A 16414-nucleotide genomic window follows, 5' to 3' on the forward strand; every position below is an offset into this window, starting at 1 on the left:
AATCCAGTTTCCCCGTCAAGCATAACATATGCCCAATCATAAAAGCTGCAAATCCCTTCCAAAGCATAGCTCCCAGCCTCCATGATGTCGTTGTCTTTTACTTTAGTCTATTATTTCTTCTTCATCAGGGATAATGCTATTTCGCTTGCATTTACGGTCAAAATATATAAAAAAGCCGTCTCTGTAGCGGTAGCAAAATGCTTTCCGGTCGAGACAGCTTTTATGAACATTATTAAAATTTAAGATTTCTTTGCGCCGATCTTAACTGGCGGCAGAAGTTTTTGCATGTTGACAGTTCGCACGATTTCCCATGTATCCGGGTTCTCTGGATCATACTGCTCCAGATAGGCGATAACCTCTTTCGTAATCGGTGTCGGTGTGGATGCGCCTGAAGTAACGGCCACTTTGCCTACTCCCTCCAGCCATTCGCGTTTCAGCTCGGTTACATCCGAAATCCGATAGGCTGTGACCCCGGCAATCTCTTCCGATACCTGAGCCAGACGATTAGAGTTGTTGCTGCGCGGATCGCCCACGACAATAAGAAGATCCGCCTGCCCTGCCTGCTCAGCAACAGCCTCCTGCCTTACTTGTGTTGCCAGGCAAATTTCATTATGAATCTCTGCGCCAGGAAATTTCTCCAGCAGCTTCTTCATAATATGCTTAATGTCCCACTGGCTCATCGTCGTCTGATTGGTTATGACAATCCGCTCTGCATCGACCTTAAGGGAATCGATTTCCTCTTCCTTCTCGATCAAGTGAACATGATCCGGAGCGACACCAATAGCTCCTTCCGGCTCAGGATGTCCCTTCTTCCCGATATAAATAATTTCGTAGCCCTCCGCTACCTTCTCTTTGATGAGAACATGCGTCTTGGTTACGTCCGGGCAAGTCGCGTCTACAGTAGTCAAGCCTTTATCGCGAGCGATTTTACGCACCTCAGGAGATACGCCATGAGCGGTGAAAATAACCGTGCCACTCTCCACTTGACTTAATATATCCAGACGGTTAGGTCCATCGAGCGTAATGATTCCTTCATCCTCGAAGGATTGGGTCACATGACTGTTATGCACAATCATCCCCAATATATATATCGGCCGCGGCAAATCGAGATTTTTAGCAGCTTGTCTCGCAAGCACCATCGCATCGACAACGCCGTAACAATAACCGCGCGGCGAAATTTTGATCACTTCCATGATTTGCACCCCCGCTTTCTTGTTCCCCTGTATCCAGATCCAAATCTGTTTGAAGGGCAACAATCTTTATTATAGCCTATTCTTGCTGCTCGTTAAAGACAACGGGGAGCCAGATCACGAAAGTCGTCCCTTCGCCGCGCCGGGTAATCACCTCAACCGAGCCTTGATGCTCATCGATAATCCATTTGGCAATAGACAAGCCAAGACCCGTTCCCTGAGTCACTCCCCGTGATGGATCTGCACGATAGAAGCGTTCGAAAATTTGTGGAATTTCGCTGCGATCCATGCCGATGCCGCTATCCTTGATCCGTATGCCGATCTGATTACCGGATATAATGGCATCGATGCTCACTTGGCCTTCCGGAGTGTACTTAAAGGCATTCTCTATAAAAATAAACAGCATTTGCTGCAAATAATCCTTGTTGCCGACGATGCAAGCGTCCTGAATGACGGATAAATCACCCTGCAGCCACAACGCTTTACGCGGAAGGAAATTGGCTCTCCGCACAACTTCCTCTACAATCGGGGCTAACGGCTGGGGCTCCTTTTCGATGGTCTGGCCAGCATCCGCACGGGCTAGGGATAACATATCATTGATCAACCGGCTCATGCGCTCCGACTCATCCGCAATATCGCTGACGGCCTCCAAGGAGAACTTACGCAGTTGCTCCTCGTTCATGACTGCCGGCTCTGTGCTTTCCCGGACCCAGATTTTCTTCAGCAGATCGACATTGCCGCGTATCGTTGTTAGCGGAGTTCTCAGCTCATGCGATGCATCGGATACGAACCGCCGCTGGTTTGCATATGCCTCGTCCAATTCCTTATAGAATCCTTCCGTTCTGGCCAGCATATTGTTTACGGTGCCGATCAGCCGGCCGATCTCGTCGCTAGGACCTTCATATTCGATTCGCACGCTTAAGTCGGTTCCCTTCTGAATGCCATTGGCCGCCTCGATGATTTTGCCAATCGGCGCCATCGATTGTCGGGCGAGGAACAATCCGAAGGTACTTGCTACGGCGATCGTAATAAATGAACCGAACAGCAGCACCGTCTTGAGCTGGCCCATGATCCGGTTCTCCGCATTAGTATCCGCGGCAAGCTGAAGCAGACCGACGATCGTATTTCCGTAGATGAGCTGTCTTTCATATAACATATAGGAGTTTCCATTGATCGTTATGTTCTGGAAGTCGCCGTTTTTGCCAATCTGATCGATATCCGGCACCGGAAATACCATTTCTCGGTTCAGCATACCTTCAGAAATACGCGTGGTATTTTTGACATAATTGTTCAGCTGCCAGAAAATACGTGCATCCTCTAAACGTAGGATTTGACTCCGATCCATCTGCAGATCCAGACCTTGGGAAAGACTTACGTTCTGGGCTTTTTCGATTTGAGCCGCATGCTCCACGACCCTCTTCTTCACTTCAAAAAAGATATTGTACCGCACTATTCCATATATCGACGCGCCAAACATAATAAGAGTGATCGCTAATATCCCCGTATACCAAGCTGTTAGACGTAGCCGAATCGACATGCCTAGGAATCACCTCTCAGAATATAGCCGGCACCGCGTATCGTCTGAATGAGCCGCTTTCCTCCATGCTCCTCCGTTTTTTGCCTGAGCATGGCAATATAAACTTCAAGCACGTTCGACTCACCGCTGTAATCGTATCCCCAAATTTTGTCCATAATGAGATCCCGCGTCAGCAAGCGCTTTGGATTTTGCATGAACAAATGCAGCAACTCGAACTCCTTAGCAGTTAGTTCCAGCCGTTGACCAGCCCGCAGCACTTCGCGGGAGTCCAAATCCATAATAACATCCTCAAAGATAAGTCTGTGATTTCCAGCTTCTCCTCCCGAGGATTCTTTACGGCGCAGCAAAGCGCGTACCCGAGCTAACAACTCCTCCAACGCAAAAGGCTTTACCAAGTAATCATCAGCCCCTGTATCCAGCCCCTTGACCCGATTCTCGACCTCGTCTTTAGCCGTCAGCATTAGAACAGGAACCGTGCTTCCCCCTTCCCGGAGCCTGCGGCATACCTCAAAACCATCCAGCTTCGGCATCATCACGTCCAATATGATTAAATCCGGATCAGCAGTCATCATCATCGAAAGACCTTCCATCCCGTCATTCGCCGTATATACGTCGTACCCTTCGAAGGCTAATCCCCGGCGAAGCATAGATGTAATTTTCTCATCATCATCGATTACCAATATTCCCGATCTCACGGCTATCTCTCCTTTACTAAACCGCTTGTTCACTTACGTTCGCAGCTTGCACCTATATTCATACTAATATTGTACACCAGAACCCGCTTTGTTTCCGCTTAGACCATGGCATGAAGAAACGGCAGGGCAATAAGCCGTGCCGCCTCTTGTAACTTCTGATTCAATTTTGCTGAATAGAAGTCCCCCTGTTATTATTGGATGTTCGGGAACTCATTTCTGTCGCCGATCGTTACTTTCAGGTCTATTTTCTTACCGTCTCGAACAACATTGAAGGTTACGACCGTTCCGACACTTTGCTTCTGAATATATGCGATTAAATCTTCTTTGGTCACATATTTCTTGCCGTCTGCTCCGGTAATGATATCATATGGACGAAGATCTGCGTTATATGCCGGAGATTTGAAGACAATATCCGATACGACGGAGCCTTCAGTTACATCGGTGCCCATCTCCTTAGCCACTTCGTCCGTCATTGTCATCAGCGTTGCCCCGATAAACGGCACCGGCTTCTTAGGAATTTCCTCATTGTTTTTTAGCTTATCCAAGACTTCCGTGACGGTGGATGTTGGAATCGCAAACCCAATCCCCTGGGCATCGGAGCTAACCGCAACGTTAATTCCCACGACTTCTCCATTTAAGTTAAGCAGCGGACCGCCGGAGTTCCCCGGATTAATCGATGCATCAGTTTGGAGCAAATGCTCATATTCCCGATCCTTCTCCCCGTTCTCACCCGCGATGCGAATACCGCCTCTTTCCTTAGCGCTAAGCACACCGGCCGTTACCGTATGATCGAATCCCTGTGGATTACCGATTGCCACAAGCCACTCGCCTACTTGCGTATTATCAGAGTTGCCAAGCGGAATCGAAGGGAAATTGTCGTCGCCCTCGATCTTCAGTACCGCAAGGTCAAGCTCGTAGCTTGTACCTAGCACCTTAGCTTCATAAGGCTTCTCACTATCTTGAAGCGTAACTTGAACGATGTCGGCATTATGCACCACATGCTCATTTGTCAGGATGTAACCTGTTTTATCGAAAATAAAGCCTGAGCCGATTCCCGTTGGTACCAGCTGATTCGAGTTGGACGAGCTGCCACCATTGTTACTATTATTTCCGTAGAAATCGTCCCCGAAGAAGAAGCGATAGAACGGATCATTGCTTTGAATGCGCTGACTTTGTCTTCCGGCCTTGACCAATGTCTCAATCTTTACAACGGCCGGACCAGCCTGCTGAACGACGCTTGTTACATCCCCAGGGTTCGTCATCGGAAAGACCACAGTCGATGTCTTTGCAGATGATCCTCCGTCTCCTGTTGCCGGTTTGGACTCTGGCGCAGCAGCTGAGGCTGGAACATTGGCTGCCGTATCCGGTGTAAAGAGGTTGGTTCGATCCGCAAATACCATGGCTCCTGTTAGGATCAACATCCCCGCCAGCATCCCGGCAAATACAGATTTAAAGGATGAGCGTTTCGGCCGCTCATTATACTGCCAATTGGCATTTTTGGGTGCCGTAGATGTAGATCCCAGAGCCCCCATATTGCCGTTCCCAGCCATGCCTCGCGGGTTATCCGATGTAGAATAACCGCTAAAAGAAGATGTAGGGATAGGCTTCACCGGTTGAGGCTTGGTGATTTCAACCTCATCGTGCTGGCGGCGATCATAGGAATCGCCTTGACGAGGCTCCTCGCCGTTTTTGCCATAGGATTGAAATGGCCCGTACGAATAGTAATATGAAGAAGACGAGCTCGACTCTGGAGTTTGCTGCGGCTTGTCATTCCCGTTCTCTCCAAAGCCTTGACCCGGTTTGTTTTTTTGATCGTCCATGTTGAAATACCTCCTTCCCCCAGTCGTTCAGGGGTTCTTGTTTACTTGTTCTTATTTTGTACTATAAACCTTAAACGTACCTTAAAAACAATTAAAAAGGAGATAAAAGCCAAAAACAACCTATATCATACTGCAGTACCTTGATCAAACCAAAAGGCTAGGAGCCCGTTACCCAGCCTTGGCGATGCGCGTATATCGCTAGCTGCGTCCGGTCTTCCAGCTCGCACTTCATCAGCAAGTTGCTAACATGAGTTTTGACCGTCTTAATGCTGATGTGCAGTTCCTCAGCAATATCTTTGTTGCTCTTGCCCTCGGCAATCAGCAACAACACTTCCTTTTCCCGCTCGGTCATGCCAGAGTTATCCCCCTGCACGGTACGCTGACGCAGTCCGCGCGTTAACGCCTGAGCCACATCCCCGGTCATGACAGGCATGCCGCGATAGGCTCCCTGCAATGCATAAATCAGCTCCGCTGCTGAAACGGTCTTCAGCACATAACTGACGGCTCCCGCTTCAATGGCCTGAACTACAAGATCGTCCTCTAGGAAACTGGTAAGTATAACGATTTTCAAATCAGGGTACCGCGTCAGTACCTCCTTCGTTGCTTCCGCCCCGTTCATGGCGGGCATCATCAGATCCATCAGGACGATGTCAGGCAGCCCGCCTTCGATGCCTAGGTCGAGCAGCTTCACGACCTGATCTCCATCGCTGGCCTCGGCCACGACCTCAAAGCCCGGGTCAAGCATTAAGTATGTTTTGAGACCCATACGGACCATATCGTGATCATCCACGATCATCACTCTTATTTTGTCGTTCATTTGCGTCCCCCTCCTACTCCTCTTCGAACTTTGGAATATGAACGCGAATTGTCGTGCCTGCCCCGGGCTTGCTAATGATTTCGACATTACCACCCAGCTTCTCCGCGCGTTCCTTCATCGTCGTTAGTCCATAGGAGCCTTGCTTCTGCACTCCATTACTGAACCCTTGTCCATCATCACTAATACTCAGAACGACCTGCCTCGGCCCTTCTCTCAACGACAGGCTGACCAGCTTCGCTCCAGAATGCTTGACGATATTCGCCATCGCCTCCTGTACGATTAAGAACAACTGATGCTCCTTCGCTTCGGATAAATCGCCCTGCAGATCCATATCCTTCATTCCCCTAAGACCGTTCTGCCGGCAATAATCGGGGAACCAATGATCCAGCGCCTCAGCCAATGTCTTGCCCACCAGCTCCATCGGACGCAGCTGAGCGATGAGCGCACGCATCTGCTTCTGAGCCATGTTGGACATTTGAATTAATTGTTCCAGAACAACCTCGGCCTGAGCTTCATTCATTTCCAGAACCTTCGGCAAGGAGGACGCTGCCATATGAATGGCGAACAACTGCTGACTGACGGTATCATGCAAATCACGTGCAAGCCTTCTGCGCTCCTCGAGTACCGCCATCTCAGCAGCCTGCTCCTTCTCGATCACTTCCTGCTCACCAAACTGCTGAAGCAGCTTCATTTTCTTCTCAACAGCCTCTGTCATATTATTAAATTCCTGATAGACCCCGGAAAATGTCTGGTCCGCCGTTTCCTGCATCCGCACGGATAAATTCCCCTTCGCCACCTGGAGCATGTTTAAATGCAGCGAATCAAGACGGCGCTGGATCCGCTGTCCAGCAATATAACCAATGACAAGTACAAACACAAGAATCCCCGCGATGATATAAATCCATACCCGAGGATCAATGACAAGTACGGCTCCATAGATCGAGCCGACGTAGAGAGCCACTGCCGTCAAACTTCCCGTCAACAGGAAGAAGAGCAGCAGCTCCCATTTTGTGTTTTTTATTATACGCTGCACGATCATAATCAGCCCACCATGTTCACTTTTACGTCGCCGACGAACACGCTGACGACTAGTTTGATTCGCTTGCCAGCTTCGCCGTAATGCGGCGACTGTGCGTTCACGTTGCTCAGGAAGCCCCCCCGCTTTTGCGACAATACCTTCAAATCGCCAATAAGCGCGCTCGAGGTTGCTGTAATGCCGATATCCATATCCTCAGGTATAAACACCTTCACATCGCCAATGAATGCGGAAACTGTAATCTTCGTCTCTCCGTAAGGAATTTGCGCTTTCGTCAAATCGATAATGGTGTCCCCGATAAAATGGGATATATTCATTGGCTGTAGCTGAAAATAATCTTGTCCGAGATGAACATCCCCAATGAACCCGGCCTTCGTAAGAATTTCACGTTTCCCGGTGTTGGTGCCTTGTTGAAACTTGCCATAGTTGAACTTATCACTATATTGTTTTTCCTCCTGATCCGTTCCCGTCTTCGTCGTCGTTCCAAAGATTTTATCAAGCGGCGACTCCATCTCGGGGTGGAAAGCGGGATCGATCGGAGCCTCGAACGGATTATCGACTGGTGGCGGTGGCGTCTTGGGCAACTCCTCCTTATTTCGCGATCTGTCACGCGGCTTAAAGAGGATCGACAGACCAGCGATAATGAGCATAACCGGTATAAACATTTTGAAGAAATCCGCAGCGTCGATATGAAGATACCCTAAATTTTTGCCAAGAAAGAACAGGCCTAATGCGATTAAGACCAAACTCCAAATGAAATTCGAATCCCCGCGTTCCCTATTCACAAGTTGTAATATTCCAGCCAAAATCATAAATACAGGCCAATAGGTCGAAAACAGATATCCGATACTAATATCGGTGAAGCCGAGCTGATTCAATAAAAAAACGACACCGATCGCAATGAGGACAAATCCTCCAATAATTCTGCCTGACATTCCGTTCTTCATTTTCAATCCCTCCATCATATAAAGCACAAGCTTTATCTGGTTTTAGTGTACAACATCCTGCAAGGAAGGAACAGCGACGAGAGATTGAATGTTAGCTCGGTCCCGAGACCGAGGAGGTTACAATTATTGGATGTTTGTGATAAACTTAATGACCACTCAAAATAAAAGAGCGTCCTTTACAGGACGCTCGTGTTTGTTCGAAACATTATTTTCCGCTTTGAGAGCTTGGATTCGAAGCTGCATTTCGGGAAGCTTTCGCTTTTTGAGCAATGGTAGCATTGCTCTCTTCAGCGAATTCAGCATTGAATTTCTCGTTTGGCGTTTTATAGCCTGGAGAAGCTGCTTTCTTTTGATTTTGATTTTGGTTTGGCATCTTTGTTCACCTCCCTTAAGCCGTCGCGTGCATAACATGCAGCGACTGCATGAATGCATTTTGTATTATGCACCTCGGGAAGTCATTTTATGCAACTTATAATTCAAATAGCCTTGTCCCAAATATTGGCGGGTATCTCCTTATTGACCTCAAGCGCCTTACCCAGCTCGTTGAACATTTCCTCCGTCAGCTTTCCCGAACCTTTGCGAATCACTTGAACCTCTACTTCCTTCTTGCCCCACTCTTTGAAGACCTGCTTGGTGGTTTTAAAATATAGGTCGATTTTGTTTCCTTTTATGGCTGAGCCTTTATCTGCTACAACGCCATAGCCATAGCCTGGTATATACAAAATCGTTCCAAGTGGAAACACTTTTAAATCAGCTGCAATAGTAGAAATCGTGTCTTTGTCCCTTCGTACCTTAACGCCGGAATAAGTGATCCCATAGCCTGGATGGTTAGGACGTTTACCTGTAGACTCATAACCTGCGGTATAACCAGTAGCTACTACTTTCACAGTCTCAAACGTGGCGCTAGTAGCCTTTTCTCCAACATTGACTTCTGTTGTTGCTTGCTCGTATTTTTTTGGTAAGTTCGAAATAAATATCGGCTTAGGGATTACTCCCTGCCGTGCTAATATAGCGGTCGTTTTGAACGTTTTCATCGCCGCCATTTGTTGAAATTCCTGTTGCCAAGCCGGATTGGCATGTATTGTACTATCCTTACTCATCAATACTGTTAGCACGAATACCAGCGCACAATACATACCAAATCGTTTCAATATAATAGTTTGGCGCATGTGACAATCTCCTCCCTTATTCCAGAGGATGTCCACATGCGCCAATGTTTATACCTTCGTTAATGGTTCTTTTATTTACTTAGATCTTATGGTTTTGAATATCGGTTTGCAGCAAGGAAATCACTTCAGCCAGCGATTTCGCACCAAGATCGCCTTCACCGCGCTTACGTACGGAGACAGTTCCCTCTCTTTGCTCGTTTTCGCCGACAACGAACATATAAGGTATTTTCTCCAGTTGAGCTTCACGGATCTTATAGCCCAGCTTCTCGTTGCGCAAATCGCTTTCGGCGCGGATTCTGCCGGCTAGCAGTTTCTCTTCTACTTCACGCGCATAGTCTTCAAATGCCCCCGATACCGGAATGACTTTCGCTTGAACAGGTGCCAGCCAAAGCGGCAGATTACCTGCATAATTCTCCAGCAAGAAGGCTGTGAAGCGTTCCATCGTCCCGAGAATACCGCGATGTAATACGACAGGACGATGCTTAGCCCCGTCATCTCCTACATATTCGAGCTCAAAGCGCTCTGGAAGCAGGAAGTCGATTTGCACCGTGGAGAGCGTCTCTTCCTTGCCGAGCGCAGTCTTAATTTGTACGTCCAGCTTCGGCCCGTAAAATGCGGCTTCACCCTCCGCCTCGAAGAAGGGAATTCCCTCTTCCTCGACAACTTCACGCAGCATACGCTGAGCTGTATTCCACATATCATCGTTTTGGAAGTATTTGTCTGTATCCTCCGGATCACGATAGGACAAGCGGAACCGATAATCATTAATTCCGAAATCTTTATATACTTGCGCGATTAAAGCGAGCACTCGTTTGAACTCGTCTTTAATTTGATCCAGACGGCAGAAGATATGAGCATCGTTTAGCGTCATTGCACGGACGCGATGCAGTCCCGTTAAAGCTCCAGACATTTCGTAACGATGCTGCAAGCCAAGCTCGGCGATTCGAATGGGCAGATCACGGTAGCTGTGCATCTCGCTCTTATACACCATCATATGGTGCGGACAGTTCATCGGCCGGAGCACAAGCTCCTCGTTGTCCATCACCATTTTAGGAAACATATCATCCTGATAATGCGCCAAATGGCCTGATGTCTTGTATAATTCCACATTGCCTAGAGCGGGTGTGTAGACATGCTGATATCCAAGACGCTCTTCAATATCTACAATATATCTTTCCAGCGTGCGGCGTAAAGTAGCGCCTTTAGGCAGCCAGATTGGCAGGCCCTGGCCTACAAGATTCGAGAAAGTAAAGATGCTCAGCTCTTTACCTAGCTTGCGGTGATCGCGCTTCTTGGCCTCCTCCAGCAAATGCAAATGCTCATCCAGCTCGGCTTTTTTAAAGAAAGCTGTACCGTAAATCCGCTGCAGCATTTTATTATCGCTGTTCCCGCGCCAGTAGGCGCCAGCCACGCTCAACAGCTTGAATACTTTGATTTTGCCTGTAGACGGCACGTGCGGGCCGCGGCAAAGGTCGAAAAATTCGCCCTGATCGTAAATAGACAGCACGCTGTCCTCAGGCAAGTCGCGAATCAACTCTAATTTATAAGGATCGCCCAGCTCGGTAAAAATGGCCACCGCTTCCTCGCGGCTCACTTCCCGGCGGGTAATCGGCAGGTTCTCACCGATAATCCGCTCCATTTCCTTTTCAATCTTCTGCAGATCTTCCGGATTGATCGGATGCTCTAAATCCATATCGTAATAGAAGCCATCCTCGATGACCGGGCCGATGCCCAGCTTGACTTCCTTGTTGCCGAACAAGCGTTTAACTGCCTGTGCCAAAAGGTGAGCCGTACTATGCCGCATAATTTCAAGGCCATCCTTGGAATCCGGCGTGATGATTTCCACGGCTGCCCCGTCTGTAAGCTGCGTCCTTAAATCTACAGCAACTCCGTTGATTTTCCCTGCGAGCGCATTTTTGCGCAAGCCGCTGCTAATCGATGCAGCGACATCCTCCAAAGTACTTCCGTCCGCATACTCCCGAATCGAGCCGTCCGGTAAAGAAATTGATACTGCCACTTCTTGTTCCTCCCTTAGTTTGTAATTCATTGCCGGGAGCGGACAAACAAAAAACGCCCGTCCCGGAAAGGGACGAGCGTTAATACCCGTGGTTCCACCCTCATTCGACCGTTCCATGCTGTAGAACACAGCCAGAAAAGTCCTTGTTTAGGCATTATGTAACGGTAATGAACCGGCATTCCTTAATTTCTGGGCAGAAATGCTCAGAGTTCGGGAACACAGCTACAAAGGGGTAAACCAAAACCGACTCTGAAGGGAATTCCAGCCTAAGTTCCCTCTCTCTGTACTGATCAACTTTCTGGTTCATGTCTTTGTCAACGCTTTTCACTTGAATATTTGTAATTATAATGCTATCCACATCTACCGTCAAGAACCTCACGACTCTATATCATTATGTTACCAAGTCGCGCTGTCTTGTGCTTTGATGGAAATCCTTACATTGCGGGCAGCGCAGGCATAATTGTACCCGCTCACCGAATATCCGCCGAATTGTCTTAATGGCTAATGCTTCCGGATCCCGGGTGTGAAGCAGTATCCGCTCCGGCGATAAGGAAATGAGCGTGCTGACGATGACATCCTCCATCTGCAATTCCTGGTCAGCCATCCGCATGACCACATCACCTGAGGATGCTTCAATTTGCTTTAGCCTATCGTTCAGAATGATAAATTCACTGCCACGCTTATGCATGACGTGTATAAACGGAGTCAGCGGCTCTTGAAAATGCACGAAGTACTGCAGCAGCTCAATAAAATCCTCATACTGCTTATCCAGCAAGAACTCTTCTACGGCATAATCGACCATCTCGCGCAGCTTTAACCCGTAATTGTGCAGCCTAAACGTAATAAAACCGTCGAGATCAAAAGTACTTTGTTGTCCTTCAAGCATTTGACGAAACGCTGCCTCGATCAACATCAGACGAGCTTTTCTCGCCTCAGCCTGTCCTTCTTCCATGGTCAAAAATTTACGGCAAATTGCTTCAACGGCCTGTTTTTCGTTTTCGTTGAGTTCATAATTCTTCGTTAAGATTCTGCGAATGATTCCCGGCTCCCTGACATCGACAACATATTCAGCGACAGCAAGAGCGATGTCGTCCATGATTTTCGCCTCGGACTGTGCTCCTTTCTTGGGACGTAGGCTCATGCTCCATTCCACTCTTGAGTATTTAGGCAGGTATATAATTTCTGATTTTACGCTGCCATTATGTAAACTTTTGGTCAACCGCTGCATATAATTGCCGAACTGGTTAGCTGACTCGGCGGATTCGACATTCGTGCCAATCAAAAAAAATTCCATGAACTCGCCCCTTTCCGCTTCCTTCTCAAAGTATATGGTGAGGAGGAGACAGATATACGGAGCGGCTCATGGAAACATAAACAGCTATTCCTTTGTTTTGGCAGTTTACCTTTGGATCACGAAGTATATCCTGGAGTAATTCGGCTTCGAATCTTAATCATCCTTAGTTCTGCATAACAAAGTCTTTTTCGACCTGACTGGATTGATCAAATGTACGTAAAATTTCGTATTTCGTATTCCGCTGGGCCGGGATTTTTCCTGCCTCCCGAATGATGGACAGTATCGATTCAATGTTGACTTTGTACGTTGCGCCTGCAGAGGAGACTACGTTCTCTTCAATCATCGTGCTGCCGAAATCATTACAACCATATTGCAGCGACAGTTTACCGATTTCAGGCCCCATGGTCACCCAGGATGACTGAATATTCTTAATGTTGTCCAGCACAATTCGGCTGATCGCCACGGTTTTCAAATATTCCCGCGGTGTCTGTCTTTCCCGCTTCAAATTCGTATTATCCGGCTGGAACGTCCACGGAATGAAGGCGAGAAAGCCCTCGGAATCATAGCCGTTCTGCAGGCATTCATCCTGAGCATCGCGGACACGCATCAGATGCAGCGCACGCTCCTCCATCGATTCACCAAAACCGATAACCATTGTCGCAGTCGTGTTCATGCCGATCCGATGAGCCGTCTGCATGACATCCATCCAGTCTCTCCAAGAGCCCTTCAGACGGCTGATTTTGCGACGCGTCCGGTCATCGAGAATCTCCGCCCCCCCTCCTGGCAACGAATCAAGACCAGCCTCATGAATTTGCCGCACAACCTCTTCGAGAGAAAGGCCATCCGATACTTCCTTCATTTTCACAATCTCTGCTGGCGAAAAGGAATGCATCGTGATATCCGGGAATCTTTGCTTAATCGCCTTAAGCAAGTCCGTATAATAGCTAAACGGCAAATTCGGATTCGTGCCGCCCTGCATCAATATTTCAGTACCGCCTACATCGATGGTCTCTTGAATTTTCTGAAAAATGACCTCGTCAGGCAGCACATATCCTTCTTCTGAGCCCGGTCTGCGATAAAAGGCGCAGAATCGGCAATATACATCACACACATTCGTATAGTTGACGTTCCGGCCAATGACGAAGGTTGTAATGGGTTCGGGATGCATCCGTTCCATTATAGTATTAGCCGCATGCCCCATTTTCTCCACTTCATCGGATTCAAATAAAGCGATCGTATCCTCCAGGTTAAGTCGTTCTCCCCGAAGTGCTTTGTCTAGTATGCCGTCAATTGCAGTCATGGGCTGCCTCCCCTTCTTCCTAAAATGATCTTTGAGCTCTATTTCACTTGCCCTGAGTTAAATATCTAATATTTTGAAATTTAATAATACGGTTTTATCGTAACATAATCTGGACGGAAAAACAGCACCCGAACCAAGATCGGATGCTGTACACTTCTAACTTTTAACTTCTGTTGATTTTAATTCTCTATTACTCTAACCTATGACTTCCGGCTTCTAGTTTTGCTCCAAAGCCTGCTTCAGGTCGGCGATTAAATCGTCGATATCCTCAAGGCCTACCGAGAAGCGAAGCAAGCCATCGGTAATGCCGCGCTCGTATCGAACCTCCTGCGGCATGGATGCATGCGACATCATTGCCGGATAGGAAAGAATGCTCTCGACAGCCCCAAGGCTAACGGCTACAAGTGGTATCGTAACTTTGCTAAGCACCTGCTTAGCTCTTTCCCCAGAGCCAACATCGAAGGAGACGACGGCCCCATAACCTGAGGACTGCTTCTCATGGATTTCGCGTCCCGGATGGTTGGCCAGGCCGGGATAGAACACCGCATCAATATCGCTGCGCTGACTGAGCCATTCAGCGAGCTTGCCGGCACTTTTCTCGCTATGTACCATGCGAGCGCCCAACGTTTTCATTCCGCGCATCAGCAGCCAGGAATCCTGAACTCCCAGCACCGTGCCGAGGCCGTTCTGCATATACTTTAGCCTGCGGCCCAGTGACTCCGTTCTGGTCACGGCCAGACCTGCCAACACATCACTATGGCCGCCAAGGAATTTTGTGGCGCTGTGCAGCACGATGTCAACACCTTGTTCAATCGGACGCTGATAGTAAGGCGTCATGAACGTATTATCGAGAATGCTGAGCAGATCATGGGCGTGGGCCCATTCCGTCACTGCAGCGATATCGGTAATTTTCAGTGTAGGGTTAGATGGTGTCTCGATGTAGACTGCCTTCGTATTTGGCTTAAGCGCAGCCTTCACTGCGTCGATTTGCGTCATATCCACGAAGGTCGCCTCAATTCCCAAACGATTTAGGATTCCTGTCAGCAGACGATAAGTACCGCCGTACACATCCTCCGTAACAATGATATGATCGCCAGCGGAGAACAGCATGAAGGTCGTCGAAATCGCGGCCATGCCACTGGAAAATGCAAAACCGCGCTGCCCTCCCTCAAGTACCGTTATATAATCCTCCAACGCCTGTCTCGTCGGATTCCCCGATCGACTGTAATCATAAGATGGAGGATTATAAATATCATGGTGGTGGAAGGTGGAGGCTTGGAAGATCGGCACACTTGCCGCGCCTGTCGAGCTATCCACTTCACCACCGAAATGAATCAGCTTTGTATCAAACTTTTTATCCTCTTTCCCTATTTCGGAGGATTCATTTACACTGCCTTGATCACTCATTCTTGCTGCCTCCTTCGACTTCTGCCCGCGCTGCTTCCAGCGCCTGATCAAGATCCTGGATGAGATCATCGACATGCTCGATCCCTACAGAGAAACGCAGAAGTCGATCGTCTACCCCAACAGCATCGCGAACGTGAGCTGGTATGTCAGCATGTGTCTGTACGGCTGGATACGTCATTAAAGATTCAACTCCGCCAAGACTCTCGGCAAAAGCGATCAGCTTCAAGTGACGAAGCACCGGTTCCACATAACGCGCATCGGATACTCTAAAAGAGAAGATGCCCGTGTTGCCGCTCGATTGGGCATTTTGAATCTCATAACCAGGGTGATCCGGCAGTCCGGGATAGAAAACTTCCGTTACCTGCGGATGATTTTGCAAATGCTTGGCTATGGCAAGGGCATTGCTTTGATGGCGTTCCATACGCAAAGCCAGCGTCTTCATTCCCCGCATAAGCTGATAAGAATCGGTCGGGCCAAGTACCGCTCCGATTGAATTGTGAAGAAAGGCGATTTCTTCTGACAGTTCCTTTCCTTTGGAAACAATCAGGCCAGCCAATACATCATTATGTCCGCCCAAATACTTTGTAGCACTGTGGACGACAATATCGGCGCCAAGCTCGATCGGGCGCTGGAAGAACGGAGTCAGCAGCGTATTGTCGACGATGGTCACAAGACCATGGTCACGGGCCCACTGGCTAACCGCTCTAATATCCGTAACCATCATCAGCGGATTCGTCGGCGTCTCGATAAATACCGCCTTTGTGTTAGGCTGTCTGGCCTCTTCAAGCGCACTTAAATCGTTCGTATCCACATAGGATGCGGTAACTCCATATTTCGATAGTACCCGCTCCAACAAACGATAAGTACCGCCATATAAATCAAGCGAAACGATCAAATGATCGCCGCTAGCGAACAAAGTGAACACGGTCTGCAATGCCGCCATGCCGGAGCTGCAGGCAAAGCCCGCATCCCCTGCCTCCAACGCAGCCGCTGCTTCTTCCAACACCGCACGCGTTGGACTCTTTGTCCGCGAGTAATCGAATCCAGTACTTTGTCCCAACCGTGGATGCCGGAAAGCCGTTGCCTGGTATATCGGATAGTTCACTGCTCCGGTAACCGGTTCCTCAATTGAACCGATCTGTGCAAGCACACTCTCAATACGGTACTTTTTCTCTGACATATCAT

14 protein-coding genes are annotated in these 16414 nt (G+C 48.5%); all 14 read right to left on the minus strand.

Annotated features, from left to right (window positions below):
• Nucleotides 1–239 precede the first annotated feature (239 nt).
• The 14 genes from EIM92_RS20070 to EIM92_RS20130 all read right to left on the minus strand — a co-directional run bounded on the left by EIM92_RS20070 (nucleotide 240) and on the right by EIM92_RS20130 (nucleotide 16409).
• Nucleotides 240–1193, minus strand: a complete 954-nt coding sequence (locus tag EIM92_RS20070; protein ID WP_125084348.1) for a 4-hydroxy-3-methylbut-2-enyl diphosphate reductase — start codon at nucleotides 1191–1193, stop codon at nucleotides 240–242.
• A 76-nt stretch (nucleotides 1194–1269) separates the two neighbouring features.
• Nucleotides 1270–2727, minus strand: coding sequence for a sensor histidine kinase (locus EIM92_RS20075; protein WP_125084349.1), 1458 nt, complete (start codon nucleotides 2725–2727; stop codon nucleotides 1270–1272).
• Between the two features lie 2 nt (nucleotides 2728–2729).
• Entirely contained in the window at nucleotides 2730–3422 is a 693-nt protein-coding gene (locus EIM92_RS20080; RefSeq protein WP_125084350.1) for a response regulator transcription factor, read from the minus strand.
• Nucleotides 3423–3613: 191 nt separating this feature from the next.
• Entirely contained in the window at nucleotides 3614–5242 is a 1629-nt protein-coding gene (locus EIM92_RS20085) for a S1C family serine protease (protein WP_125084351.1), read from the minus strand.
• A gap of 157 nt (nucleotides 5243–5399) precedes the next feature.
• The gene (locus EIM92_RS20090; RefSeq protein WP_125084352.1) at nucleotides 5400–6059 is read right to left on the minus strand and encodes a response regulator; all 660 of its coding nucleotides are present in this window, start codon (nucleotides 6057–6059) and stop codon (nucleotides 5400–5402) included.
• Between the two features lie 13 nt (nucleotides 6060–6072).
• A complete protein-coding gene (locus EIM92_RS20095; RefSeq protein ID WP_125084353.1) occupies nucleotides 6073–7098 on the minus strand; it encodes a sensor histidine kinase in 1026 nt (341 codons plus the stop codon).
• 2 nt (nucleotides 7099–7100) lie between these two features.
• Entirely contained in the window at nucleotides 7101–8042 is a 942-nt protein-coding gene (gene liaF / locus EIM92_RS20100; protein ID WP_125084354.1) for a cell wall-active antibiotics response protein LiaF, read from the minus strand.
• Nucleotides 8043–8247: 205 nt separating this feature from the next.
• Entirely contained in the window at nucleotides 8248–8415 is a 168-nt protein-coding gene (locus EIM92_RS23800) for a hypothetical protein (RefSeq protein ID WP_164515163.1), read from the minus strand.
• A 103-nt stretch (nucleotides 8416–8518) separates the two neighbouring features.
• Nucleotides 8519–9211, minus strand: coding sequence for a 3D domain-containing protein (locus EIM92_RS20105; RefSeq protein WP_246021080.1), 693 nt, complete (start codon nucleotides 9209–9211; stop codon nucleotides 8519–8521).
• Between the two features lie 79 nt (nucleotides 9212–9290).
• Nucleotides 9291–11228: a threonine--tRNA ligase gene (gene thrS, locus EIM92_RS20110; protein WP_125084355.1), complete on the minus strand. Its 1938-nt coding sequence runs from the start codon at nucleotides 11226–11228 to the stop codon at nucleotides 9291–9293.
• A gap of 391 nt (nucleotides 11229–11619) precedes the next feature.
• Nucleotides 11620–12522, minus strand: a complete 903-nt coding sequence (locus EIM92_RS20115; RefSeq protein ID WP_125084356.1) for a putative sporulation protein YtxC — start codon at nucleotides 12520–12522, stop codon at nucleotides 11620–11622.
• Between the two features lie 163 nt (nucleotides 12523–12685).
• Nucleotides 12686–13822 (minus strand): cyclic dehypoxanthinyl futalosine synthase, encoded by a 1137-nt coding sequence (gene mqnC, locus EIM92_RS20120; protein WP_125084357.1) that lies wholly within the window; start codon nucleotides 13820–13822, stop codon nucleotides 12686–12688.
• Nucleotides 13823–14038: 216 nt separating this feature from the next.
• On the minus strand, nucleotides 14039–15229 hold the full coding sequence (locus EIM92_RS20125) for a trans-sulfuration enzyme family protein (RefSeq protein ID WP_125084358.1): 1191 nt from the start codon (nucleotides 15227–15229) through the stop codon (nucleotides 14039–14041).
• Entirely contained in the window at nucleotides 15222–16409 is a 1188-nt protein-coding gene (locus EIM92_RS20130) for an aminotransferase class I/II-fold pyridoxal phosphate-dependent enzyme (protein ID WP_125084359.1), read from the minus strand. Before EIM92_RS20130 ends, EIM92_RS20125 begins: the two co-directional genes overlap by 8 nt.
• Nucleotides 16410–16414: the final 5 nt, after the last annotated feature.

The sequence above is a fragment of the Paenibacillus lentus genome (assembly GCF_003931855.1).
In the GTDB taxonomy this organism is placed as follows: domain Bacteria; phylum Bacillota; class Bacilli; order Paenibacillales; family Paenibacillaceae; genus Fontibacillus; species Fontibacillus lentus.